Here is a 23,800-nt window from a genome sequence, read left to right on the forward strand (position 1 = left end):
CCAAATGAAAACGCGACCGGTCTGTACGGGAGAAATCCGTTCCAGAATCCGGTCGCATCAGGTTTTGCACCGTATGTATTGAAGCGGCTTACGCGCCGTACACCGGGAACTTCTTGCACAGCACCGAGACTTCATTGCGTACGCGCTCGGCGACCGCTTCGTCGTTCGGCGCATCAAGCACGTCAGCCACCAGATGGGCAACGCGTTCGGCTTCGATCTCCGTGAAGCCGCGGGTCGTCATGGCCGGGCTACCGATACGGATGCCGCTGGTGACGAAGGGTTTTTCCGGATCATTCGGGATGCCGTTCTTGTTGACCGTGATGTGGGCACGGCCCAGCGCAGCCTCGGCTTCCTTACCGGTGATCTTCTTGCTGCGCAGATCAACCAGGAAAAGATGGCTTTCGGTGCGGCCGGAAACGATGCGCAGGCCACGTTCTTCACCCAGCACGCGGGCCATGACGCGAGCGTTCATGACTACTTGTTCCTGATACTTCTTGAACTCGGGCGTAGCAGCTTCCTTAAATGCGACGGCCTTGGCGGCGATCACATGCATCAGCGGGCCGCCTTGTAGGCCTGGGAAGATCGCGGAGTTGATGGCCTTCTCGTGCTCGGCCTTCATCAGGATCACGCCACCGCGCGGGCCGCGCAGAGTTTTGTGGGTGGTAGAAGTGACGACGTCGGCGTGCGGCACCGGGTTCGGGTAGTAACCCGCGGCGATCAGGCCAGCGTAGTGCGCCATGTCCACCCAGAAAATCGCACCGATTTCCTTGGCAATTTTGGCGAAACGCTCGAAATCGATACGCAAGGCGTAAGCGGAAGCACCGGCAACGATGATTTTCGGCTTGTGCTCGCGGGCCAGGGCTTCCATCTTGTCGTAGTCGATTTCTTCCTTGGCATCCAGACCATAGGCGACGACGTTAAACCACTTGCCGGACATGTTTAGCGGCATGCCGTGGGTCAGGTGGCCGCCTTCAGCGAGGCTCATCCCCATGATGGTGTCGCCAGGTTTGGCGAAGGCCATCAGCACGGCCTGGTTGGCCTGCGAGCCGGAGTTCGGCTGCACGTTCGCGCAGTCGGCGCCGAACAGCGCCTTGAGGCGGTCAATGGCAATCTGCTCGGCCACGTCCACGTACTCGCAGCCGCCGTAGTAACGCTTGCCGGGATAGCCCTCGGCGTACTTGTTGGTCAGTTGCGAGCCCTGCGCTTCCATGACCGCACAGCTCACGTAGTTTTCGGAGGCGATCAGCTCGATGTGATCTTCCTGACGCTGGTTTTCATCGGAAATGGATGCAAACAGCTCGGGATCGATTTTGGCAAGGGAGTCTTTTCTGGAGAACATGGTGTCAGGCCATAAAGCGGAGGGGGATAAAGGCGAATGATAACCCGGCATGGCTGCCCGGGCGAGAGGCAAGGGCTTGTTCAGGCAGAGATTTCGTCGCAGTTCGTCTGCAGGTGGCTGCGCTCGTCCCAGCTCAGCAGAGCCCAGTTGCCAGCTTCATAGCTGATCCAGTTCAGCGTGGCGTTGCTTAGTGGGAAATCCCGCGGCTCCTCCAGCGGCTTGCCGGTGACCAGCCGGTACATGATGTCCATACAGCCACCGTGGCTCACGACGAGCAGATCTTCTCCCGGGTGACGCAGGGCAAGTTCTAGCAAGACAGAGCTGATTCGCTCGGCAAAGGCTGCCAGGGATTCGCCGTTGTCAGGCGGAACGGTTGTGGGCTCTCGCATTCGGATTCGGGGGTAGAGGCCCGGATAGCGTACTTCTGCTTCCGTACGCGTGAGGCCTTGCAAGGCTCCGAAGTGACGCTCGCGAAAGCGCGGCTCGAGTCTGGCCTCAGTACCATGCAGCGCTGCTATGGTGGCTGCAGTGACGGCAGCGCGCTGCAGGTCGGAGCAATAAATGGCGGCGAAGCGTTGTGACGATAGGGCTTGTGCGGCAGCAATTGCTTGCGTCAGTCCTCGTGCGTTCAGTGGAATATCCTCATGGCCTTGCAGGCGCTGCTCGGCATTCCAGGCGGTTTCGCCGTGGCGGACCAGACAGATTCGGGTGGGTGGCATTTGTTACATTATTTGAAAAAGTCTGAGGATTCTACCTTCCGCCCCGCCTACGTCGTCTCCCTATTGCCTTCGATGGGTCACCAGCAAAGACTCCACGGCCATGACTGCCCTTGATCCGCAACTGAGCGTGGCGGTGGAAGCCTGTCTAGGCAAGGCCCTGCATCTGGCTCGAAGCGTACTTTGCCGGCTGGCCCTTGCCGGGCGTGTTCCTAGAGCTTGAGCGCTGCGGAGCGTCTGGCACTGCGACGCTTCTTTGATTCTGTCTGCTATCGGCATACCTGGGATGAGACGCCTTCCGTGCCGGCGGATGGAAAAGTCGGACGCATTGATCGCTGGGCGGACGCTGAGGACGCTGCCCTGGTGCTGCTCTGCACGATTGGGTATGCCCTGACAGGCGTGTTGCTCGCGGATTACACACAGCAGATCGAGGGCTATCGTGAAGTGATGCGAGCGATCTTTCCAGGGTGCAGAGTTAATGCACTACTGGTGCTCTCAGAGTCCGGAGCGATCAAGTTCGAGCAAGCTTGAGCTGTTGTGGAGGTCCCTATGTTGCTGAGTGATGTACTGGCCATCAAGGGCAAGACGCTCTACACGATCTCGCCGCAGAAAACTCTGGCCGATGCGCTGGCCTTGATGAGCGAGCAGGATGTCGGTTCGCTGGTGGTGATTGAGTGTGGCGCCTTGGTTGGCATCCTTACTTTCCGCGAGGCGCTGGCGGCGATCAACGCTGCTGGGGCACTCTGGCAGGGCGTTTTAGTCGCCGACGCGATGCTGCGTGATCCGGCTGTGGGGGATCCGCGCATGGATCTGTACGAATTGCGCACCCATTTGGTGGATTACCATCAGCGCTATCTGCCTGTAGTGGAGTCTGGCGTGCTGCAGGGGCTGGTGTCTTTTCACGATGTGGCGCGAGCAGTATTGGAGGCGCAAGGCTTCGAGAGCCTGATCCTGCGCAATTTCGTCCGCAACTGGCCTGATGAGGTTTTGCCGATCGGTAAGCCCAGCATGCACTGCTCTGATCGTTGACAGCCTCGTTCAACGCGCTCTGGGGTATGCTTCGGGCCCGCGCAAAGGCCCCCAAAGCCTTGCTGCGCCGCAATATCAGCAAGGAAAGCCGATGGAGAAAATCTGGCTGAAGAGCTATCCGGCCGGGGTGCCCGCCGAGATCGATCTGACTGAATACAGCTCACTGGCGGATTTCTTCGCCCGTGGTGTGTCAAGGTGGGGGGATAAAGTCGCCTTCATCAACATGGGTGCCGAGCTGACTTATCGTCAGGTCGATGCGCTGTCTGCACGCTTCGCAGCATACCTGCAGGGCGTATTGGGGTTGCCCAAGGGCGCACGCATCGCTTTGATGATGCCCAATCTGTTGCAATACCCTGTATGCATGTTCGGTGCGTTGCGTGCAGGCTATACGGTGGTCAATTGCAATCCGCTCTACACCCCGCGTGAACTGGAACATCAGCTCAAGGATTCCGGCGCTGAGGCCATCGTGGTTCTGGAGAATTTCGCCCATACGCTGCAGAGCGTGATTGCGAACACCGATGTCCGGCATGTGGTGGTCACCAGTCTTGGCGAGATGCTGGGCATGCTCAAGGGCTCGCTGGTTGACTTCGTTGTGCGCCGGGTGAAAAAAATGGTGCCGCACTGGCAGTTGCCTGGGGCTCGCCGCTTCAGCGAGAGCCTGCGTCTGGGCGCACGGCAGACTCTGCGCCCGGTAGAGGTGACACGTGAGGACATCGCCTTCCTGCAGTACACCGGCGGTACGACTGGCGTTTCCAAAGGCGCGATGCTGACCCATGGCAATATTCTTGCCAATCTCCTGCAGGCCCATGTGTGGGTCGGGTCCCGGCTTCGCTGGGGGGGCGAGCTGATCGTGACTGCTTTGCCGCTGTACCACATCTTTTCGCTGACCGTGAATTGCTTCGTGTTCTTCATGATCGGTTCGCGTAATCTCCTGATTACCAATCCGCGTGACATGGGCGGCTTCATCAAGGAACTCGGGAAATATCCCTGGTCGGTGATTTCGGGGGTCAACACCCTGTTCAATGCGTTGATGAACCATCCAAAGTTTCCGACCCTGGATTTCTCCAATCTGCGGATGTCGCTCTCCGGAGGCATGTCGCTGCAGAAGACTGTTGCCGAGCGCTGGCGCGCACTGACTGGAAGTACTCTGATTGAAGCCTACGGTCTGACTGAGGCCTCACCCGGCGTGTGCTGTTGCCCGATCGACCAGACTGAATACAACGGCTCGATCGGCCAGCCCGTACCCTCTACCGATATCTCTCTGCGTGACGAGAATGATTGCGAAGTCGCACTTGGCCAGCCCGGTGAGTTGTGCGTGAAGGGTCCGCAGGTCATGCGCGGTTACTGGAATGCGCCGGCCGATACGGCACAGGTCATGACCCGTGACGGTTATCTGCGTACTGGTGATGTAGCGCTGATTGACGAACAGGGCTTCGTGCGCATCGTTGATCGCAAGAAGGACACGATCCTCGTTTCCGGTTTCAACGTCTATCCGAACGAAGTGGAGGATATTGTCTCAACGCATCCGGGCGTGGCGGAGGTGGCTGCGATTGGCGTGCCCAGCGAATTTTCAGGCGAAGCGGTTAAGGTCTTCGTAGTGCGCAAGCAGCCCGGGCTGACGGAAAAGGAGCTGATTGCCCATTGCAAGCAATACCTGACTGGCTACAAGGTGCCGCATCTGGTCGAGTTTCGTGACGGATTACCCAAGACCAACGTCGGCAAAATCATGCGCAGATGCTTGCGGGATGAAGAAATTCTGAAGGCCAGAACCCTTGCTGCCAGGACGATATGAAGTATTGCCTGCCATGAAGCCTGCTGTTTCCTGAGGGTTATTCCGGGCGCTTCGGACACTTGTGTGTTGTCGTCCCCTGTGCTTCAATTGGATGGCGTTTCTCACTTCGGTTTGGCAATTCTCGTGAACTCCGTTTTCTGCTCCGTCCTGCGCTCTGCCCCTGCCGCTTTTGTGGCAGTCGTAGTCGTACGCGTAGTAGTAGGCGTAGGCGGCAACGCGCCGTAACGGGGACGAGTCAGACTCAAGAGATTCAACCCCGCCGGCGCGAGCCGGGCGGGGTTTTTTTATGCCCATCCACGGCGTGTCGGCACTACAGACCAACCAGAACCAGGAGTACACCATGCAGTTGAACGGGGCACAGCTGATCGTCAGGCTGCTCGAGCAGCAAGGCATTACCCGGATTGCCGGCATTCCCGGCGGTGCCGCCTTGCCGCTCTACGACGCACTTTCACAGAGTACGAAAATTCATCACGTTTTGGCGCGTCATGAGCAAGGGGCTGGTTTCATGGCTCAGGGCATGGCGCGTGTGTCTGGCAAGGCGGCCGTTTGCATCGCCTCCAGTGGTCCGGGCGCCACCAATCTGGTCACCGCTATTGCTGATGCCAAGCTCGATTCGATTCCGCTTGTGTGCATCACCGGCCAGGTGCCGAGCAGCATGATCGGCACAGATGCCTTTCAGGAGGTAGATACCTATGGCATTTCGATCCCGATCACCAAACACAATTGGCTGGTACGCGATGTGTGGGATTTGCTTGAGGTGATTCCAGACGCTTTCCGCCTTGCGGAGTCGGGGCGCCCGGGACCGGTGTGGGTGGATGTGCCGAAGGATGTGCTCACTGCCGTGATCGAACTCGAAGCCTTGCCGGAGCCGGCTCGCCGTGATCCCCTGCCGCTCGTGGAGGCTGCCTTGGTGGAGCGCGCGGCTGGCTTGATCAATGCGGCCCGCACGCCGGTGCTTTATCTGGGGGGCGGGGTGATTGCGGCCGAGGCCTGCACGGCTGCCGTGGCACTCGCCGAGCGTGCTGGCCTGCCGACCACCATGACCCTGATGGGGCTTGGCGCTATGCCAGTCGATCACGAGCTCTCTTTGGGCATGCTGGGCATGCACGGTGCGCGCTATACCAACTATGCGCTCGAAGAGGCCGATCTGCTGATCGTGCTGGGGGCTCGTTTCGATGATCGGGCCATAGGAAACGCCGAAAAATTCTGTCCTAATGCCGGAATTATCCATATTGATATCGATCCGGCCGAGCTTGGCAAGATCAAGCGTCCGAACGTGGCGATTCATGGTGATGTGGCCAGGGTACTGGAGCAGTTGTCTACCAAGGTTCTGAGCAACCCGCGCCGCGAATGGGTGGCGCGCGTGAATGAACTCAAGCGCGCACATCCACTGGCCTTGCCGGGTGTAGAAGATCCTCGCAGCCATTACGGGCTGGTGCGAGCTGTGGCGGATCTGCTTGATGACGAAGCGGTGATTGCGACTGATGTGGGACAACATCAGATGTGGGTGGCGCAGGCCTATCCCTTCCGCCGTGCGCGTCAGTGGCTTACTTCGGGGGGGCTTGGCACCATGGGTTTCGGGATGCCGGCAGCTATCGGTGCGGCGCTGGAGCAGCCAGAGCGAACGGTGGTGTGTTTTTCAGGCGATGGCAGCCTGAAGATGAACATCCAGGAGATGGATACCGCAGTTGAAGAGTGGGCGAACATCAAAGTTGTGCTGATGAACAACCAGTCGCTCGGCCTCGTGCACCAGCAGCAAGATCTGTTCTACGGGAAACGCATCTTCTCTGCAGACTATCGTCGCCATACCAATTTTCAGAAAATTGCCGAGGGCTTTGGCATGCAGGTCTTCGATCTGGATCAGACCGAAGATCCGCGTGCTTTGCTCGCCCAAGCGTTGAAAACGCCGGGGCCTTGTCTGATTCATTGCTCGATCGACGTGAATCAGAAGGTATTCCCGATGGTGCCTCCGGGCGCAGCCAATACCGAAATGATTGGAGGCTGAGATGAATGCAGAAGTGATTGGGCAAGTGCACAAGGTGGTTCTGGAGCTGACGGTGAAGAACCATGCGGGCGTGATGTCTCACGTCTGTGGTCTGTTTGCCAGACGCGCCTTTAACGTGGAAGGCATTCTGTGCATGCCCGTGGGAGATGGGGCGGAGAGCCGCATTTGGCTGCTGGTGTATGACGATGCGCGTCTGCCGCAGATGATTGCTCAACTCGAGAAGCTTGAGGACGTGATCCGCGTCGAGCGCCATGCAGCGAATCGTCGCGTATTCGAGCGTCTGGAAGAGTTTTTCCTCTGATCGGCACCCGCGTTCAGATTGCGTGGGGGTAATCCCCCGCGCAATCGCGCACCCAGAGTTTCATGCTGCCTTCGCCCGGGGCCGCGAAGGTCCAGTAAATACTCTCGTGGTTCCAGGTAGGGGGGACGCTGTACGCTTCGCGACAAGCTATTTCCACATCGGTCGCTGGAGCTCCGACCATGTGACGCAAGCGTTGCTCCAGATCTGCTGAGCGGCGTTGCGAGTTTTCCAGCAAGTCGCTGTAGTACCACTCCCAAGGGCTGCCATCCTGCATTACCCGGGTCGGATTCTGCTCTCCAAACGGGCCATTCGGATCGAAATGGTTGGTCTGTACCAGCAGTCCATCTTTGGCAAGGCGCACGTTATAGCGGCCGTCGCGGGCTATTTCGATGACGGCGGCTGCGTCCGACTTGTCACTGCACAGGGTGATGAATACCGGGGCCGAGAGTTTGGTGCGGGTGATCAGTTCGACCGCAGCCTCAAGCGTATCGATACTCGGGTCTTCAACCAGCAGGCGCAGCAGGAAGAGCGGATCGATGCCGCGTCCGATCGGCGTGAGGCTCTTTGGGTTCGGAGCGAAGTTGATGCTGCCCGCGAGTCCCTTGCGACAAAAGGTCAGAACCCCGACCATGCCCTGTACGCCAGCGGTATGCGTGACACCTCCGGCCGTATTCACATACTCGTAAGCGCGCACTGCCGGAGCCATGACATTCAGGTTTCCCCAGTCCAGGCTGCGCATCAGGCGCCAGCCTTCTGCTGTGCGGACGCAGGTGCTGGAGCAACCGGGCTTGACGAAATTCGAAGCGAGGTGAGCAAAGGTGTATTGACGCTGCATGATCGCCATTTCGGCACGGCTCATCACGCCGACTTCGTCTGCCAGAAAGTCACTGTCGGCGAGAAAGCTGCCTACCTTGCGATACACCGTGTGATACAGCCCCCAAGCAAGCCAGCGTTGTACCGGGAAGCCAAAGTAAGTGCCGCGTAGTGCTTCGCACATGGCGCGAAAGGCCTGCCAGTCGGCCTCGGATGCCCGCAGTGCCCCCCAGCGTTCAGCCGGGGTGGCAGCGTCGTGCGCAATACGCAGGGCAGGGCGAGTGTCTTCGAGCATCATGGGGCGAATCTCCAACGATCATGCAAATGGCGTGTCGCCCGGATTGTGCCCTGAAAAGCCTGGCTCAGGGCTTGGCGGCAAGAGGTCTTATGTAGGGAGACAACTCGGGCGCTGTGCGCCCCATGGCTTCAACCACCATACGGCCGAGCACATACGAGCCCTGCTGGTTGAAGTGGGTTTTGTCCGGCACCGTCGTGCCATTGGGGCCGGCCTTGGTCGGGCCTAGTTTGTGGGCTTCGATCTCTCCCAGTTGCTCGAAGTAGCGCTGGCTGATCTCGTGTAGATCGATCAGGGGCACATTCATCTCGGCGGCTACTTTTTTCATGGCAGCGACATGGCCCGGCAGGTCATCTACGATCTTGCCGTCGGCCTGGAAGTAGCGGCGCGCGATCGGAGTGACCAGAACGGGCTTGATGCCGGTGGCCCTGGCCTCTTCGATGTAGCGACGCAGATTGGCGGGGTACTCGGTAGCAAGATCGGTTTCACGATCGCCGTGAGAGGCGCTCTGCACATCGTTGTGGCCAAACTGAATCAGCATCCAGTCCGGCTTCGGAAATTGTGCCGTTGCCCACAGGCCATCCCGGCGATAGGTCTTGGTGCTGGCACCCCCTTTGGCGCGGTTTACACAATCAACATTGACGAGGTTGGCGCAGAAGCCTGTGCCATAGCCCTGCTTTTCGGTCTGGGTGGAATCGCCTACGAGAGTGATGCGAATCTTTGGGCTGGCAGCTGGGTCTGCCGGGAGCTTGGCGCAGGCCACAAGGCCTAGCAGCGCCAGAATGCCGGTGAAGCGGAGCAGGGAAGGCATGGTGTGACTCGACGGTTGGATGGATTGGCAAGCCTAGCTCAGTGTGGGGCAGCAGGGCTGATCGCTATTGCTGAGTTGTGCGCCGATTTTCAGAATGGCAGGCCGGCTTGCTCGCCCGGCTGCGGGCCCGTTGAGTTCTGCTGTGATCGGCTTTCCAGTTGGCTGACCCGCACACCTAGCAGGCGCAGGCGCTTTCCAAGCTCGACGCGCTTGAGGCATTCACCGGCAGCACGGCGGATCATGCCGGCGTCTGCGGTGGCCTCGGGCAAACGCAGATCCCGCGTAACTGTTGAGAAGTCTTCGTAGCGCAGTTTGATTCCAATGGTGCGTCCGAGCACGCCTTTGCGTTCCAGATCACCCGCCACGCGCTGGCACAGGCTGGTGAAAATTTCGGAGAGCTGGTTGCGATCGGCTCGAGCGTGCAGATCACGTTCGAAGGTGGTTTCGCGGCTGACTGACTTGGGTTCGGAATAGGTCACCACCGGGCGTTGATCGCGGCCGTGGGCTGCATCATGGAGCCAGCCCCCGTAGTTGCTGCCGAAGTGCTCTTGCAGCCACCGCGGAGAGCAGGCTGCCAGTTCGCCGATGTTGTGAATGCCCAGGGTGGCCAATTTCTCCTCGGCTTTGGGGCCGATTCCGTTGACCTTGCGCACTGGCAGAGGCCAGATCCGAGCGGGAATCTCGTCCATCTCCAGCACGGTAAGACCGTCCGGTTTCTCGAGGTCGGAACAGATCTTGGCAAGCAGCTTGTTGGGGCTGATGCCGATGGAACAGGAGAGGCCTGTTGCTGCGCGCACCGCATCCTTGAGGCTTTGGCCGAGCGCGCGTGTTTCTCCTGGTAGCTCGGTGAGGTCAAGGTAGATCTCGTCGATACCGCGGTCTTCCATGAGTGGTGCGATTGCGCGTACTGCGGCTTTGAACAGGCGCGAGTAGTGACGATAAGCTTCGAAATCTACCGGCAACAGTACGGCATTGGGAGCGAGTCGAGCCGCCTTCATGATGCCCATTGCAGAGCCAACTCCCAGCGCACGGGCTTCGTAGGTCGCAGTGGTAATCACGCCGCGACCAACGTAATCGCGCAGCCGGGCGTAATGCCAATTGCCATCCGCCGTTTGCCGTGGTGCATCCACGCTGCGCCCCCCGATAACGACGGGTTGGCCACGCAACTGCGGATAACGCAACAGTTCGACAGAGGCATAAAAGGCATCCATGTCGAGGTGGGCGATGCGACGGCGGGGCATATGCACAGGCAGGAAGTTTAGAGGCCGCTGCGCAACGCACCACGGATTTCAGGATGGCGAAAGTGGTAGCCCGTTTCTATCAGGCGGTCCGGTAATACGCGCTGACCACCCAGCAAGAGATAGGCTCGCTGACCAAGCAGAAGTTTCAGAACGAAAGCCGGTGCTGGTAAGAGCGTCGGACGCTGCAGCATCGCACCCAGTTCCGCTGTGAAGTCAGCATTGCGCAGCGCCTGTGGGGCGGTGAGGTTGTAGGGCCCACGCGCTGATGTTGTGTCGAGCAGGTGAAGTACTGCGCCAACCCAGTCTTCGATCTGGATCCAGCTCATCCACTGCTGACCGCCTCCCAAGCGCCCACCGAGTCCCAGGCTGAACGGCAAGCGCAGGCGAGCCAGTAGTCCCCCGTGAGGTGTCAGTACAAGCCCGGTGCGCAAGAGGCATACACGGGTGCCGGCCGATTCGGCGGCGAGGGCGGCTGTTTCCCAGGCGGCGCACAGGCGGGCGCCAAAGTCCTGGGCGCCAGGATTGCTGTAGATGGCATCGGAGCAGGTGGCGTCGCCACAATCACCGTAATAACCGATTGCTGAACCCGACAGCAGTACGCCGGGTTTGTGTCGCGCGCGCTCAATGGCCGCTACGAGTTGCTGCGTGAGGCCGACCCGGCTGCGCCACAGGGTCTGTTTGCGGGCTTCACTCCAGGGGCGGTCGATGATGGGTGCGCCAGCGAGATTGATGATGGCATCGAAGTGCATTTCGGGCCACCATTCATCCAGGCTGCGCAGCGCTCGCACGCCTTCGCCGCAGAGGCTGGGAACCTTTTCTGGGCGGCGACTGAGGACTGTGAGGCGATGCCCATTGGCAAGCAGTGCACTGCACAAGGCGCGGCCAAGCAGGCCAGTGCCGCCGGTGATCAGGATGTCCATGATTCAGTCTCTCGCGCTGCTGGAGTTCCCGGATTGAACCAGAAAGCGCAGCCGCCTGCACGCCGGCGGCGCTTTATCGCCGATAGCGCAGGATTCGCCCCTTGTACCGGCTGCCATCGGGATGGATGCAGTCGGCGCGGGTGTCGCTGAAAGCAAAGCCCAGTGTGCTCATATGCCGATTGAAGTGCGGACGGTTGCCCCGGTCCGGATCAACGATCAGCACCTCGGCTTGAGCGTAGGCATGACGTTCAATGAAGGCTGGCAGCACGCCGGCTTCGTCGCGCTCATAGAGCACGTCACTGCCGATGATCAGGCCGAAGCGTCCCAGTTCGGTGCAGTCGTCCTGCCAGCCCGTGCGCACGAAGGGCAGAGCGCTCATTGCGTTGAGACGCAGGTTTTCCAGCAGGAAGCTGGCTGCGAGTGGGTGAAAGTCGCTGGCGGTGATATCCGCGCCGCGGCGGTGTGCGACGAGGCTGGCAAGGCCCAAGCCACAACCCAGCTCCAGAATGCGTTCGGTAGTGACTATCCGCTCGGCCATCAGACGCGCAAGAATCTGGCCGGAAGGCCAGAGCAAACCGAACAGGGGCCAGCTTGCGGGCGGCACGCCCAGCGCTTCGGCTTCGCCATTCGGATCTGAATACTGCTGACGATCGAGCAGCGAGCGGATGTGGAGATCGGCGACACCGACCACCGAAATGTTTTCGTGCTTGACCTGATAACCCGGCACTGGCTCTACCTGCTTCTTGCCGCCTGCCATGTCGGAAGGCGCGTGAATCGGAGTTGTGCGGCGGGGAAATGGGCGGGACGGAACGCACAGTCCTGGCGGGCTGGCAGTGCGTGAACGCATTTACGCGGAGCAGAACGATGCTCGGTTGGTAGTGGGCACAACCGAGAAGGCAGGATACGCGGGCACTCCGCCCCCGTCCAGCCGCGCCTGGGGTTTTTACTGCGCCTTGCGCAGGCCGCTGATCAGGGGGGCTAGAAGGCTGAGCAGCAGCACGCAAAGCGCACCTGTGAGGAGGCCGGCGAGGGCATTGACCAGCGTTGGTAGCAGGCTGGGAAGCAGGGGAATGTCATGCACCCAGACCTCGATCTGCTGCTGCAGGGCGTGACTGCCGGGAATGCCGTGCAGCACGATTGCGCCACCGACGAGAAACATCGCTATTGTGCCGGCCACTGAGAGGGCTTTCATCAGCCACGGGGCAAACCACAACAGACTTTGACCAAGCTTGCGTGCCGCGATGTTCTGTTTTGCGTTGAGGTAGAGGCCCGCGTCATCCAGCTTCACGATCAGGGCCACAAAGCCGTACACCCCGATAGTCATTACGAATCCGATCGTCGCAAGTACCAGAAGGCGACTCATGAAAGGCTCATTGGCCACCGTGCCCAGCGCGATCACAATGATCTCGGCTGAAAGAATGAAGTCGGTGCGCACGGCCCCCTTGATCTTTTCGCGCTCGAAGGCCCGCATGTCGATGCTGGGGTCTTGCAGGGCTTGCAGACGCTCGGCATGCTCGGAAGCTTCTTCTTGAGCATGCAGAAACTTGTGAGCAATTTTTTCGAAGCCCTCGAAGCATAGATATGCACCCCCGATCATTAGCAGTGGCATGACGAGCCAGGGAGCAATCGCGCTGATCAGCAAGGCGGATGGCACCAGGATCAGCTTGTTGCGCAGCGAGCCGAGGGCTACCGCCCAGACCACCGGCAACTCACGATCAGCATTAATGCCAGTTACTTGCTGGGCATTGAGTGCAAGATCATCTCCCAGCACACCGGCCGTTTTTTTGGCCGCAACCTTGCTCATCAGGGCTACGTCATCAAGGAGGGTGGCGATATCGTCGATCAAGACGAGCAGACTGCTTCCGGCCATGGTTTTCTCTTTCGTGAGGCGTGAAAAAGGGGCTTCTGCGAGCCCCTTCCTGAGCGGGGTTACTTGCCCCAGCTGTCTTTCAGCGTGGTCGTTCGGTTAAATACAAGTTTTCCGCTCTGGCCGTGATCCTTGCGGTCGGCGACGAAATAACCGTGACGCTCGAACTGGAAGCTGGTTCCCGCTGTAGCGTTTGTCAGGCCCGGCTCGACCCAGGTCTGGATTACGCGTTTCGCGTTAGGGTTGATCGCATCGAGGAAGTTGCGACCACCAGCGTCTGGCTGAGCTTCGGTGAACAGGCGGTCGTACAGGCGGATCTCCGCAGGTGCGCCTTCGGAGGCGGAAACCCAGGTGATCACGCCTTTGACCTTGACGCTGTCAGCGCCTGGCGTGCCGCTCTTGGTGTTCGGCACGATCTCGGCGAGTACCGCCGTTACGTTACCGTCGGCATCCTTTTCGCAGCCCGTGCACTTGATGACATAGCCGTACTTCAGGCGTGCCATGTTTTCGGGGAACAAGCGACGGAAGCCCTTTTCAGGCACTTCCTGGAAGTCTTCACGCTCAATCCATACTTCAGGGGTCAGATTGAACTTACGCACGCCCATGGCTTCGTGGTGAGGGTGGACCGGGGCGGAGCAGGGCTCTGTGTGCCCGGTACCAAAGAGTGCGTTCCAGTTGGTAAGTTTGAGCTTGAGCGGATCGAGCACAGCCATGCCGCGCGGAGCTTTTTCGTCCAGGTCATCGCGCAAGGCGCCTTCAAGAATGCTGTAGTCGATCCAGCTGTCACCCTTGGAGACACCGATGCGCTCGCAGAACAGCTGGATGGCTTCGGGCGTGTAGCCGCGGCGACGCAGGCCAACGATGGTGGGCATGCGCGGATCGTCCCAGCCTTCCACGTGCTTTTCGTTAACCAACTGCATCAGCTTGCGTTTGCTGGTGATTACGTAGGTCAGGTTCAGACGGGCGAATTCGATCTGGCGCGGCAGCGGCTCGGAAAACATGCCGGCGTCGCGCAGTTGGCCGAGCAGCCAGTCGTAGAAGGGGCGCTGATCCTCAAACTCAAGCGTGCAGATTGAGTGAGTAATGCGCTCCAGCGCATCCTCGATCGGGTGCGCGAAGGTATACATCGGGTAGATGCACCACTTGTTGCCGGTGTTGTGGTGTTCGGCAAAACGGATGCGGTAGATCGCCGGGTCGCGCAGATTGATGTTGGGCGAGCCCATGTCGATCTTCGCGCGCAGAATCATGCTGCCTTCGGCGTGTTTGCCGTCCTTCATCTCGCGGAACAGGCGCAGGTTTTCTTCGATTGGGCGATCGCGCCAAGGCGAGTTCTTGCCGGCTTCGGTCAGCGTGCCGCGATTGGAGCGCATCTCATCGGCCGTTTGCTGGTCGACGTAAGCCATGCCACGCTCGATGAGCAGCTCGGCGGCGTGGTACATGAAATCGAAGTAGTCACTGGCCTGATACTGATGATGGGTGCCGTTCGCGTCCCACGAAAAGCCCAGCCACTGGATTGCATCGAGAATCGAGTCGACGTACTCCTGATCTTCCTTCTCCGGATTGGTATCGTCAAAACGCATGTGGCACACACCACCGTAATCGCGCGCGAGACCGAAGTTCAGGCAGATCGACTTGGCGTGGCCTACATGCAGATAGCCATTCGGCTCCGGCGGAAAGCGGGTACGGATCCGGGCGGGGTCTGGGGCCGCTGCGTCATGCAGGCTGCCCTCGCCAGGCTGGCCGGCCCAGCCACGCTGCGCGAATTTGCCGTTGGCAAGCTCAGCATCGATGATGTTTCGGAGGAAATTGGTGGTTTGCGCTGCGGCAGGGGCAGCGTTCTTGTCGGGTGCGCTCACGGGATAGGGTCCGGAATGGAAAACGGGAGGAAACCAGTGGGTTTCGCAAAGCAGCATTCTACCTTTCGACGGAGCCTGTCGGTACTGGGCCGCTTGTGCTGAACACCCCTTGAGAGACTTAAAGGGCAGGCCTTCAGTGCGAGCCCGGTGACGGGGCAATACTGGGGCATCCCTTGAGTGAGCCTTTACCCAATGCTTGATGCTTCAGACAAAGAGCCGGATTGCTCCATGCTTACGCAACGCGAGCGTGAGCGGCGTGCTGCTTTGCGCCGGCGCATTGACTGGCCCTTACTGGTAACGCGCACGACGGGGGAGTTGCTGGCATGCCACGCAGTCGATGTCAGCGAAGAGGGCTTGCGCCTGCGCTCGGCGCATGCCTTCGCGCCAGGCTCCTTGTTACGATTGCGTCTGCAGATTCCGGGGCAAGGGGAGTGCATCCTACGCAGCAGGGTGTGCTATCAGGTACTTGAGTCCGATAGCATTCTGACCGGTGTACGTTTCGAGCAGGTGCCGCCCCAGTGGGGCGACTGGTTGCGTATGGCACAAAGATGCTGAAAAATAAAAACCGGCACAAGGCCGGTTTCTTTACTTGATCACAAAAGAGCTTACTTTTTCAGGAAGTCTTCACGGATCGGCGTAAAGGTATCAAGCAGCACGCCAGCCTTCAGGCACTTGCAGCCGTGCATGATGTTCGGTTCCTTATAGAGAGTGTCGCCAGCCGAAACGATCTTGACTTCGTCGCCGATGGTGAATTCGAATTCACCAGACAGGACGTGAGTCAGCTGTTCATGCGGATGGTTGTGCATGTAGCCGATGGCGTTATCTGCGAAGTGAACCTCCACCTGCATCATCTTGCCGTTGTGAGCCAGAATCTTGCGGCTGACGCCACCGCCCATATCTTCGAGTACGCAATCCTTGCCAAATACGAACATGTTTTTCTCCGGGTAAGATCGGCCAATTATAAAACAACGCTAGGGTTTTCCTGCAAGCGGATTGCCCGATCAAAAAGAAAAACCGGCGCAGGGGCCGGTTTTTCGAGACAGGTCCGAGGCCCTGGTCGCAGATTTACTTCGATTCGAAAGCTACTTCGTTACTGCCCTGAAGAGAAGCTTCTGGAGCCTCAGTGTTCAGCACTTCAATCCGCATCCCATAGAAGCTGCGATACACGAAGAACAGGTTACCCATCAAGCAGACTGCGGCCAGCGCATAGGCCAAGGTCTGTTGGCCATGAGCAACCATGCCAACACCCATCTCCACGGCCAGCAGACCGAACAGGGTGGTGAACTTGATGATCGGGTTCATGGCCACCGAGGAGGTGTCCTTGAACGGGTCGCCCACTGTATCGCCAATCACGGCTGCCGCGTGCAGGTCGGTACCCTTGGCGCGCAGTTCGGTTTCAACGATCTTCTTAGCGTTATCCCAGGCGCCGCCGGCGTTGGCCATGAACACAGCTTGGTACAGACCAATGATGGCCAAAGAGATCAGGTAGCCGATGAAGAAGAAGGGTTCAACGAAGGCGCAGGCCAGGGTGCCGAAGAAAACTGCCATGAAGATGTTGAACATGCCTTTCTGCGCGTACTGGGTGCAGATCGCCACGACCTTTTTGGAGTCTTCCGTGGATGCTTTGGTTTCGCCATCGAGCTTCATGTTGCGCTTGATGAATTCAACCGCACGGTAGGCCCCGGTCGATACGGCTTGGGTGGATGCGCCAGAGAACCAGAAGATCGTTGCTCCACCCGAGATCAGACCAAGTAGGAAGGGGGGGTAGAGCATCGAGAGCTTCTGTACATCGGCGTTCAGACCGTCGGTCAGCAGCATGATGATCGAGAACACCATGGTGGCAGCACCCACTACGGCCGTGCCGATCAGTACCGGCTTGGCAGTGGCTTTGAAGGTGTTGCCGGCGCCATCGTTTTCTTCGAGCAGGTCCTTCGCCTTGTCGAAGTTCGCATCGAAGCCGAAATCCTTCTTCACTTCCGCTTCGATGCCGGGAATGGCTTCGATAGTGGAGAGTTCATAGACGGACTGGGCGTTGTCGGTCACCGGGCCATAGGAGTCGACCGCAATGGTCACCGGACCCATGCCCAGGAAGCCGAAAGCGACCAGGCCGAAAGAGAATACGGCGGCCATGATGCTGCCCTTGGCCAGGTCAGGGTTGATCACGTGAGCCAGCTCGCCCTGCGATACAAGGTAAGCGCCAGTCATCAGGCCGACGATGATCACCCCCATCCAGAACGCCGAGAAGTTGCCTGCTGTCAGACCGGCCAGGATGTTTAGGCTGGCGCCACCTTCACGGGAGGCCGTTACCACTTCACGGACGTGACCGGATTTGGTCGAGGTGAATACCTTGACGATTTCCGGAATGATCGCGCCGGCCAAGGTGCCGAAGGTAATGATCAGGGACAGCTGCCACCACAGGCTGGTGTAGGCCACGCCGTTGATGCTGAGGTCACCGATCAGGGCCTTGGAAACCACAAAGGTCAGGATCAGGGAAACAATGGAGGTCACCCAGACCAGCGAGGTCAGCGGATGCTCGAAATCGAATTTTTCGACCTTGCCGTACTTGGCCTTGGCGAAAGCTTCGTTGAGCAGGTAAGACGCGCCAGAGGCGATGATCATCATCACGCGCATCACGAAGATCCACACCAACAATTGAACCTGGGTGGCTGCTTCCGGAACAGCCAGCATGATGAAGGAGATCAGTGCGACACCCGTCACACCGTAGGTTTCGAAGCCATCGGCGGTCGGGCCAACGGAGTCACCTGCATTGTCACCCACACAGTCGGCGATCACGCCGGGATTGCGGGCGTCGTCTTCCTTGATTTTAAAGACGATCTTCATCAGGTCGGAGCCGATGTCGGCGATCTTGGTGAAAATGCCGCCTGCGATGCGCAGGGCTGCTGCGCCCAAGGATTCACCGATAGCGAAGCCGATGAAACACTTGCCGGCCAGCGAGGGATCGATGAACAGCAGGATGGCCAGCATGATCAGCAGTTCGGTCGAAATCAGCAGCATGCCGATTGAGATGCCGGACTTCAGCGGAATCGCGTACACCGGGAAAGCTTTGCCTTGCAGCGAAGCAAAAGCAGTTCGGCTGTTGGCAAAGGTATTGATGCGGATGCCGAACCAGGCCACGCCAAAGGAACCGGCGATGCCGACCAGTGAGAAGGCCAGAATCAGTAGCACTTCGCTGGCTGGCAGACCTGCGCCGCCCTGGGCATTCTGAGCGACAAAACCGAAGTAGCCGATGATGATGACGGCAATGAAGGCTTCCAGGATCAGCAGGAACTTGCCTTGCGTGATCATGTAGGTCTTGCAGGTTTCGTAGATCAGTTCAGAAACTTCGGCCATTGAGCGATGAACAGGCAGGTTCTTGACCTGGTTGTAGATCACAGCGCCGAAAATCAGGCCCAGCACACAGATCAGAAGGCCCCAGCCCAGCAGCGAACTACCAGTCATACCATTGAGGAACGTAGCAAGTGCCGGGTCATTGAGCTTCGGCAGGACAAGGTTGGCCTCGCCGCCGTTTGCTATGGCCGGAAGTGAAACTGCGCCGAATGCCAGCGCCAGGAGGCACTGAAAACGACTTACTAGGGCCTTGCCGCTGCGCGCTAATGCTCGTGCGCCAGCCTGTTCGGCCAAACTTGCAAATGACATAACCGTCTCCTCTTAGGTGCATCTATCAACAAGACACTTTGTATGCTTGCCCGAAGGAACGTTGTGTAAAAAATGAGTCAACGTTTCGGGTGATCGCATTGTTCGTATGTGCCTGCCTATTAGGGTTGACGGTGCTCAAACACCTTTGATGAGTGCGCTGCACAAATCAAAAATTAAAAAGCCCGCGCAGTTTTTATTGCACGGGCATAGGGGTAAATACCTATATTTCAGTATGTGGAATGATTGATTCGAACCTCCTGCAGAATTTTTGCAGAGATCTCCTCTATGGAGCGGGTTGTCGATTCGATGAATGGAATTCCCTCTCGGCGCATCAGGCGTTGGGCCGCTTCGATCTCCTGTCGGCAGTTGTCCAGGGCCGCGTATTTGCTGTTGGGGCGCCGTTCCTGTCGGATCTGAGACAGTCGTTCTGGTGTAATGGTTAATCCATAGAGCTTGTTGCGATGCTGGGTGAGATCTGCTGGTAGTTTATTGCGTTCGAAATCTTCCGGGATAAGCGGGTAATTTGCAGCTTTTACACCGAACTGCATTGCCAGATAAAGACTGGTCGGTGTCTTTCCTGAGCGTGAAACTCCGACAAGGATCACATCGCTCTCGGCCAACTTTGCGTTGCTCTGTCCATCATCATGAGCCAGTGCAAAGTTGATGGCTTCGATGCGAAATTTGTAGTCCTCGCTCTCGGCAATTCCGTGAAAGCGGCCAACTGTATGTGTTGAACGCATGCCCAGCTCACTCTCCAGCGGCCCGATGTACTGCTCGAAGAGATCGAGATACAGCGCATTGGCCCCCCGCAAGGCGGCTACTACTTCGGCGTTGACTAATGTGCTGACTACGATCGGCCGCAAGCCGTCACGTAGTGCTGCTGCGCGAATCTGCCTGACACAATCGTGAGCCTTGTCGAGGCTGTCCACGAAAGGTGCCCGGACATGCCTGAAACGGCAGTCAGGAAACTGTGCGAGCAGGCTGTGGCCGAGTGTCTCAGCGGTGATGCCCGTGCCGTCGGAGATGAAAAAAACGGTTCGCAGAGAGTGTTCTTTCATGAACAAAATCCTTTCCTAACAATCACTTGATGCGTGATTGACCGTAGGGGTTCTTTCTGATGCATTGCAGCAATTCGCTCTATAGAATGATCCGCAATACGTCAGTAATCAATAAGCCAACCCCAAACAACAGAGAGGTTTTCCCATGAGCCAGCATGTCATCCCTTTCGAAAACCTGCGGATGAGTGACGTTCCTTTGGTCGGCGGTAAAAACGCTTCACTCGGGGAAATGATCAGCCAACTTAATGGCGCGGGTGTCAGAGTGCCAGGTGGTTTTGCTACGACGGCCCAGGCCTATCGAGACTTTCTCGCTCACCAAGGTCTCGCTGACAGGATCAATGCCGAGCTTGGCTGCCTGAATGTTGAAGATGTCATTGCCTTGGCCGCAACGGGTGCGCGCATTCGTCAATGGATTGTTGAAACCCCTCTTCCAGCGCCGCTGGAAGAAGAAATAAGGGCTCATTACGAGCGTCTGAGCAAGGCCGGTGATGGGAGTTTTGCGGTGCGCTCATCAGCCACCGCCGAAGACTTGCCTGATGCATCCTTTGCGGGGCAGCAGGAAAGTTTCCTGAATATCCGTGGCTTCGAGAATTTGCTTCACGCCATTCGTGAAGTTTTCGCCTCGCTCTATAACGACCGCGCCATAGCCTATCGGGTACATAAAGGCTTTACTCACGCCGATGTTGCACTTTCTGTGGGTGTGCAACGTATGGTGCGCTCCGATAAAGGAGTTGCCGGGGTGATGTTCACGCTTGATACCGAATCAGGTTTCCATGACGTGGTGTTTATCACTTCATCTTATGGGCTGGGCGAAACCGTTGTACAGGGTGCAGTGAATCCTGATGAGTTCTTTGTGCACAAGGCCATGCTTGTTGCTGGCAAGAATGCAGTGATTCGCCGCAGTCTGGGCTCCAAGCTTATCAAGATGGTATTTGCCGAAGCGACGGCAGCCGGGCGTTCCACTCGGATGCTGGATGTGGCCGAAGCGGAGCGTCAGCAGTTTTCTCTGGCTGATTCCGAAGTGCTTGAGCTGGCTCGATACGCCTGCATCATTGAGAAGCACTATGGCCGCCCGATGGATATCGAATGGGGGAGGGATGGTGAGGATGGCAAGCTGTATATCCTTCAGGCCCGCCCTGAGACGGTCAAATCACAGGAGGCCCATTCTCTGGTGCGCCAGAAATATCGACTTAAGCAACATGGCCGCGTGCTTGCGAGTGGACGTGCCATCGGCCAGAAAGTGGGGGCGGGGCCGGTACGCATCGTGGCTAGTGCTGCAGAAATGAATCGGGTCCAGGAGGGGGATGTTCTCGTGACGGACATGACTGATCCGAACTGGGAACCGGTCATGAAGCGGGCGGCAGCAATTGTGACCAATCGCGGGGGGCGCACTTGTCATGCCGCCATTATTGCGCGTGAATTAGGGATTCCGGCCATTGTGGGGTGTGGAGACGCCACCGAGGTCCTGCTTGAGGGAGATTCAGTCACGGTTTCCTGTGCAGAAGGTGATACCGGCTATGTCTATCGTGGGCGGCTCGAATACGAGGTTGTTAGTACTGATATGGGGAATCTTCCCGAGATCCCCGTAAAAATCATGATGAACGTAGGTAATCCGGAACTGGCATTTGAGTTTGCACAAATTCCGAATGCTGGTGTTGGGCTGGCACGGCTTGAGTTTGTGATCAATAACATGATCGGTATCCATCCCAAGGCGCTGCTCGAGGTTGAGCAAATGCCGGCTAGTGTTCAGGAGGAGATTTTAAGAAAATCAAGAGGTTATGATTCTCCTCGGGATTTTTTCATCCAGCGTCTGGCTGAAGGAGTCGCTACTATCGCGGCATCATTCTGGCCCAAGCCCGTGATTGTCCGGCTCTCCGATTTTAAATCGAATGAATATCGGAAATTGCTCGGAGGGGAAATCTATGAGCCGGAAGAGGAAAATCCAATGCTTGGTTTTCGCGGTGCATCACGTTACATCGCTCACAGTTTCAGGGAGTGTTTTGAGCTGGAATGCTTGGCAATGAAAAAAGTACGCGGAGAAATGGGGCTTAGCAATGTTCAATTGATGGTGCCTTTTGTGCGTACGCTGGAGGAGGCGCGCGAAGTAGTGCGTCTGCTCGAAGAAAACGGACTGAAGCGTGGAGTGGACGAGCTTAAACTCATCATGATGTGTGAGATTCCTTCTAATGCCTTGCTGGCTGAGCGTTTCCTCGAATACTTTGATGGTTTTTCCGTCGGCTCGAATGATTTGACGCAACTCACCTTGGGGCTGGATCGTGACTCGGGTTTGGTGGCTCATGCATTTGATGAGCGTGATCCAGCGGTCAAAGTTCTGTTGTCGGCCGCAATTAAAGCCTGTAATCGCCTAGGGAAATACGTTGGCATTTGTGGTCAAGGCCCTTCGGATCATGCTGATTTCGCTGAATGGCTTATGGATGAAGGGATTCAGACGATCTCGTTGAATCCGGATACCGTCGTGGATACTTGGCTAAAGCTGGCTGAACATAGCCGGCACTGACCCCGTTTCAGCAACGCTCAAGGCAAGCAAGTCTCCTCTGGTCGGGGGGTGGCTTGCCTTTTTTGTGTGGCGAAGTGTTAATATCCCACGGATTCTGCCGATGACAGGCTCTGCAAGAGCCTTATCTTGTAAGTCTGAATTACAACCTGAGTTCGGTGAGCTTTTTCATCTAATTCTCACCGGCTGCGATTTGCAGCAAGCAAGATCGCACGGCGCATCAGGGAGGGATACGATGGCATTTATTCTGCATACATCGCAGGGGGTGGCGCAGTCTGGCGTGCGCATGCTCAGTCTGAGACGAGTCGTGGCCGGCGCATGCCTGCTGTGTAGTTGTCTTGCAGGCGGCGCATTTGCTTTGGGTTGGGTGCTGGGCCAGCATTTTGGTCCGGCGCAGCAGATGCCAGGCATTCAAGCGAGGCAGACTGACCCAGTCAAAGAACGCTTTACTTTTGATCGCCTTGGTGATGTCAGCGGGCGTTTGTTGACGCTGGAGTCAGAGGCGCGGTCTCTAGTGAAAAAACTTACAGCACTTGAAATGCTTGAGTCCCGCGTTGCCGAACTCAAGACCGGTAAGCCCGCTGTGCAGGCCGGAGTTGGCTCTCCGGCCAAGGGTGGAGCGGGAGGGCGGGTACTCGCGGCGCAATTGTGTGAGTCTGCTGCTGGCCAAGGGGGCGCGAGCGAAATTCAGATTGCAGGCGCAGAAAAGACACTGACTTGCCTGCAGGATCTGCTGCGCAAGGTCGAAGCCGCTGCGGCAACACGCAGTGTCAATTACATGGCCTTGCCCACACAGCAGCCGCTGCAGGATCAGCGTATCGGCTCGCGCTTCGGTAATCGGGTTGATCCGTTTACTGGTCGGATAGCTTTTCATTCGGGCCTTGATTTCGAGGCTGAGTCTGGTACCCCCATCCATGCTGCGGGTGGTGGCCGGGTCAAGAATGCTGGCTGGGTGTCAGAGCTTGGTTTTGTGATCGAGATCGATCATGGCAACGGCTTGCTCACGCGCTATGCCCACACTTCGAAGATGCACGTAAAAACAGGCGACCTGGTCACGCCGGGACAATTGATTGCGGCCGTCGGGACAACTGGCCGTTCGACCGGACCGCATCTGCATTTCGAAATTCTGCACAACGGACGTTTTGTGGACCCCATGTATTACCTGAATATCGGCGATAAGGTTCCGAATGTCTGAGCGTAAATCTGACCGCATTACCCGTACGCTTAGTGGTGCATCTTTTGCCTTGACCATCGACACTTCGCGGCAGCGAAAACGGTTTTTGATGCTTTTCGCACTGTGCGTCCTGCTGATGGGGGCCGGAGGCTTTTTCCTGATGCCTTCCAGTGCCGCGCCCGCCTTGCAACTTCACGAAGCGCTTGCTGCCCAGAAGACAGAGAATGCCAAGCTGCAGGCTGAACTCTCAGAGCTCAAGATGAGTTTGGGGCATGAGCGAGCAACCCGAGAATCATTGGAGCGCGAAGCAGCCAGTCAGGCTGAAGCGCTCAAGCAGGCTAACAAGAACCTGAGTTTTTATCGCAGTCATGCGGCTACTGGCGCGCAGGGCGGCCAGTAACGAATCCGGAG

21 protein-coding genes are annotated in these 23,800 nt (G+C 57.9%); 9 read left to right on the forward strand and 12 right to left on the reverse strand.

The features are described 5' to 3' along the window. Positions 1-88 precede the first annotated feature (88 nt). Positions 89-1,339, reverse strand: coding sequence for a serine hydroxymethyltransferase (glyA, locus tag C0V76_RS15270; protein WP_101943493.1), 1,251 nt, complete (start codon positions 1,337-1,339; stop codon positions 89-91). A gap of 80 nt (positions 1,340-1,419) precedes the next feature. After that, positions 1,420-2,058: a histidine phosphatase family protein gene (locus C0V76_RS15275; protein WP_101943496.1), complete on the reverse strand. Its 639-nt coding sequence runs from the start codon at positions 2,056-2,058 to the stop codon at positions 1,420-1,422. Between the two features lie 216 nt (positions 2,059-2,274). On the opposite strand from C0V76_RS15275, the gene C0V76_RS15280 reads away from it, so the two are divergent. The 5 genes from C0V76_RS15280 to ilvN all read left to right on the forward strand — a co-directional run bounded on the left by C0V76_RS15280 (position 2,275) and on the right by ilvN (position 7,182). Then, the gene (locus C0V76_RS15280; RefSeq protein WP_143707441.1) at positions 2,275-2,586 is read left to right on the forward strand and encodes a hypothetical protein; all 312 of its coding nucleotides are present in this window, start codon (positions 2,275-2,277) and stop codon (positions 2,584-2,586) included. Positions 2,587-2,604: 18 nt separating this feature from the next. Next, positions 2,605-3,084, forward strand: a complete 480-nt coding sequence (locus C0V76_RS15285) for a CBS domain-containing protein (RefSeq protein WP_101943499.1) — start codon at positions 2,605-2,607, stop codon at positions 3,082-3,084. A 91-nt stretch (positions 3,085-3,175) separates the two neighbouring features. Next, on the forward strand, positions 3,176-4,876 hold the full coding sequence (locus tag C0V76_RS15290) for an AMP-binding protein (RefSeq protein ID WP_101943501.1): 1,701 nt from the start codon (positions 3,176-3,178) through the stop codon (positions 4,874-4,876). 340 nt (positions 4,877-5,216) lie between these two features. Beyond that, entirely contained in the window at positions 5,217-6,881 is a 1,665-nt protein-coding gene (ilvB, locus tag C0V76_RS15295; RefSeq protein WP_216821771.1) for an acetolactate synthase large subunit, read from the forward strand. A gap of 1 nt (position 6,882) precedes the next feature. Then, entirely contained in the window at positions 6,883-7,182 is a 300-nt protein-coding gene (gene ilvN / locus C0V76_RS15300; RefSeq protein WP_101943505.1) for an acetolactate synthase small subunit, read from the forward strand. 13 nt (positions 7,183-7,195) lie between these two features. On the opposite strand, the gene C0V76_RS15305 is transcribed toward ilvN, so the two are convergent. The 7 genes from C0V76_RS15305 to C0V76_RS15335 form a co-directional block, all read right to left on the reverse strand. Then, positions 7,196-8,293 (reverse strand): carcinine hydrolase/isopenicillin-N N-acyltransferase family protein, encoded by a 1,098-nt coding sequence (locus C0V76_RS15305; RefSeq protein WP_101943506.1) that lies wholly within the window; start codon positions 8,291-8,293, stop codon positions 7,196-7,198. A gap of 64 nt (positions 8,294-8,357) precedes the next feature. Beyond that, positions 8,358-9,101 (reverse strand): rhamnogalacturonan acetylesterase, encoded by a 744-nt coding sequence (locus C0V76_RS15310; RefSeq protein ID WP_101943508.1) that lies wholly within the window; start codon positions 9,099-9,101, stop codon positions 8,358-8,360. An 89-nt stretch (positions 9,102-9,190) separates the two neighbouring features. Then, a complete protein-coding gene (gene dinB, locus C0V76_RS15315; RefSeq protein WP_101943510.1) occupies positions 9,191-10,342 on the reverse strand; it encodes a DNA polymerase IV in 1,152 nt (383 codons plus the stop codon). Positions 10,343-10,359: 17 nt separating this feature from the next. Further along, positions 10,360-11,262, reverse strand: a complete 903-nt coding sequence (locus C0V76_RS15320; protein WP_101943512.1) for a TIGR01777 family oxidoreductase — start codon at positions 11,260-11,262, stop codon at positions 10,360-10,362. A gap of 73 nt (positions 11,263-11,335) precedes the next feature. After that, on the reverse strand, positions 11,336-12,019 hold the full coding sequence (locus C0V76_RS15325; RefSeq protein ID WP_254048263.1) for a methyltransferase: 684 nt from the start codon (positions 12,017-12,019) through the stop codon (positions 11,336-11,338). Positions 12,020-12,205: 186 nt separating this feature from the next. Continuing rightward, complete coding sequence (locus tag C0V76_RS15330) at positions 12,206-13,132, reverse strand: DUF808 domain-containing protein (protein ID WP_101943513.1); 927 nt, start codon at positions 13,130-13,132, stop codon at positions 12,206-12,208. 59 nt (positions 13,133-13,191) lie between these two features. Then, complete coding sequence (locus tag C0V76_RS15335) at positions 13,192-14,985, reverse strand: glutamine--tRNA ligase/YqeY domain fusion protein (RefSeq protein WP_254048264.1); 1,794 nt, start codon at positions 14,983-14,985, stop codon at positions 13,192-13,194. A 228-nt stretch (positions 14,986-15,213) separates the two neighbouring features. Between C0V76_RS15335 and C0V76_RS15340 the strand changes: the two genes are divergently transcribed. Further along, positions 15,214-15,540 (forward strand): PilZ domain-containing protein, encoded by a 327-nt coding sequence (locus tag C0V76_RS15340; protein ID WP_158239255.1) that lies wholly within the window; start codon positions 15,214-15,216, stop codon positions 15,538-15,540. Positions 15,541-15,590: 50 nt separating this feature from the next. Here C0V76_RS15340 and C0V76_RS15345 read toward each other — a convergent pair whose 3' ends face one another. The 3 genes from C0V76_RS15345 to C0V76_RS15355 all read right to left on the reverse strand — a co-directional run bounded on the left by C0V76_RS15345 (position 15,591) and on the right by C0V76_RS15355 (position 19,700). Continuing rightward, a complete protein-coding gene (locus tag C0V76_RS15345) occupies positions 15,591-15,917 on the reverse strand; it encodes a cupin domain-containing protein (protein ID WP_101943519.1) in 327 nt (108 codons plus the stop codon). 133 nt (positions 15,918-16,050) lie between these two features. After that, positions 16,051-18,627 carry a sodium-translocating pyrophosphatase gene (locus C0V76_RS15350; protein ID WP_371460281.1) on the reverse strand — a complete coding sequence of 859 codons (2,577 nt, stop codon included), beginning with the start codon at positions 18,625-18,627 and terminating at the stop codon, positions 16,051-16,053. Between the two features lie 242 nt (positions 18,628-18,869). Further along, positions 18,870-19,700, reverse strand: a complete 831-nt coding sequence (locus tag C0V76_RS15355) for a pyruvate, water dikinase regulatory protein (protein ID WP_101943522.1) — start codon at positions 19,698-19,700, stop codon at positions 18,870-18,872. Between the two features lie 145 nt (positions 19,701-19,845). Between C0V76_RS15355 and ppsA the strand changes: the two genes are divergently transcribed. The 3 genes from ppsA (at position 19,846) to C0V76_RS15370 (ending at position 23,789) form a co-directional block, all read left to right on the forward strand. Beyond that, a complete protein-coding gene (gene ppsA, locus C0V76_RS15360) occupies positions 19,846-22,218 on the forward strand; it encodes a phosphoenolpyruvate synthase (RefSeq protein ID WP_101943524.1) in 2,373 nt (790 codons plus the stop codon). Between the two features lie 100 nt (positions 22,219-22,318). Next, positions 22,319-23,410 (forward strand): M23 family metallopeptidase, encoded by a 1,092-nt coding sequence (locus tag C0V76_RS15365; protein ID WP_101943525.1) that lies wholly within the window; start codon positions 22,319-22,321, stop codon positions 23,408-23,410. Positions 23,411-23,498: 88 nt separating this feature from the next. Beyond that, positions 23,499-23,789 carry a hypothetical protein gene (locus C0V76_RS15370; protein ID WP_101943527.1) on the forward strand — a complete coding sequence of 97 codons (291 nt, stop codon included), beginning with the start codon at positions 23,499-23,501 and terminating at the stop codon, positions 23,787-23,789. Positions 23,790-23,800 lie beyond the last annotated feature (11 nt).

Origin of the sequence: Uliginosibacterium sp. TH139 (assembly GCF_002855595.1) — a bacterium.
In the GTDB taxonomy this organism is placed as follows: domain Bacteria; phylum Pseudomonadota; class Gammaproteobacteria; order Burkholderiales; family Rhodocyclaceae; genus Uliginosibacterium; species Uliginosibacterium aquaticum.

Coding starts and splice junctions, on each gene's coding strand:
- C0V76_RS15365 (WP_101943525.1), top strand. CDS start 22,319: ATGACAGGCTCTGCAAGAGCCTTATCTTGTAAGTCTGAATTACAACCT.
- C0V76_RS15355 (WP_101943522.1), bottom strand. CDS start 19,700: ATGAAAGAACACTCTCTGCGAACCGTTTTTTTCATCTCCGACGGCACG.
- ilvN (WP_101943505.1), top strand. CDS start 6,883: ATGAATGCAGAAGTGATTGGGCAAGTGCACAAGGTGGTTCTGGAGCTG.
- C0V76_RS15325 (WP_254048263.1), bottom strand. CDS start 12,019: ATGGCAGGCGGCAAGAAGCAGGTAGAGCCAGTGCCGGGTTATCAGGTC.
- C0V76_RS15320 (WP_101943512.1), bottom strand. CDS start 11,262: ATGGACATCCTGATCACCGGCGGCACTGGCCTGCTTGGCCGCGCCTTG.
- C0V76_RS15370 (WP_101943527.1), top strand. CDS start 23,499: ATGCTTTTCGCACTGTGCGTCCTGCTGATGGGGGCCGGAGGCTTTTTC.
- dinB (WP_101943510.1), bottom strand. CDS start 10,342: ATGCCCCGCCGTCGCATCGCCCACCTCGACATGGATGCCTTTTATGCC.
- C0V76_RS15345 (WP_101943519.1), bottom strand. CDS start 15,917: ATGTTCGTATTTGGCAAGGATTGCGTACTCGAAGATATGGGCGGTGGC.
- C0V76_RS15330 (WP_101943513.1), bottom strand. CDS start 13,132: ATGGCCGGAAGCAGTCTGCTCGTCTTGATCGACGATATCGCCACCCTC.
- C0V76_RS15340 (WP_158239255.1), top strand. CDS start 15,214: ATGCTTACGCAACGCGAGCGTGAGCGGCGTGCTGCTTTGCGCCGGCGC.
- C0V76_RS15310 (WP_101943508.1), bottom strand. CDS start 9,101: ATGCCTTCCCTGCTCCGCTTCACCGGCATTCTGGCGCTGCTAGGCCTT.
- ilvB (WP_216821771.1), top strand. CDS start 5,217: ATGCAGTTGAACGGGGCACAGCTGATCGTCAGGCTGCTCGAGCAGCAA.
- ppsA (WP_101943524.1), top strand. CDS start 19,846: ATGAGCCAGCATGTCATCCCTTTCGAAAACCTGCGGATGAGTGACGTT.
- C0V76_RS15305 (WP_101943506.1), bottom strand. CDS start 8,293: ATGATGCTCGAAGACACTCGCCCTGCCCTGCGTATTGCGCACGACGCT.
- C0V76_RS15285 (WP_101943499.1), top strand. CDS start 2,605: ATGTTGCTGAGTGATGTACTGGCCATCAAGGGCAAGACGCTCTACACG.
- glyA (WP_101943493.1), bottom strand. CDS start 1,339: ATGTTCTCCAGAAAAGACTCCCTTGCCAAAATCGATCCCGAGCTGTTT.
- C0V76_RS15290 (WP_101943501.1), top strand. CDS start 3,176: ATGGAGAAAATCTGGCTGAAGAGCTATCCGGCCGGGGTGCCCGCCGAG.
- C0V76_RS15275 (WP_101943496.1), bottom strand. CDS start 2,058: ATGCCACCCACCCGAATCTGTCTGGTCCGCCACGGCGAAACCGCCTGG.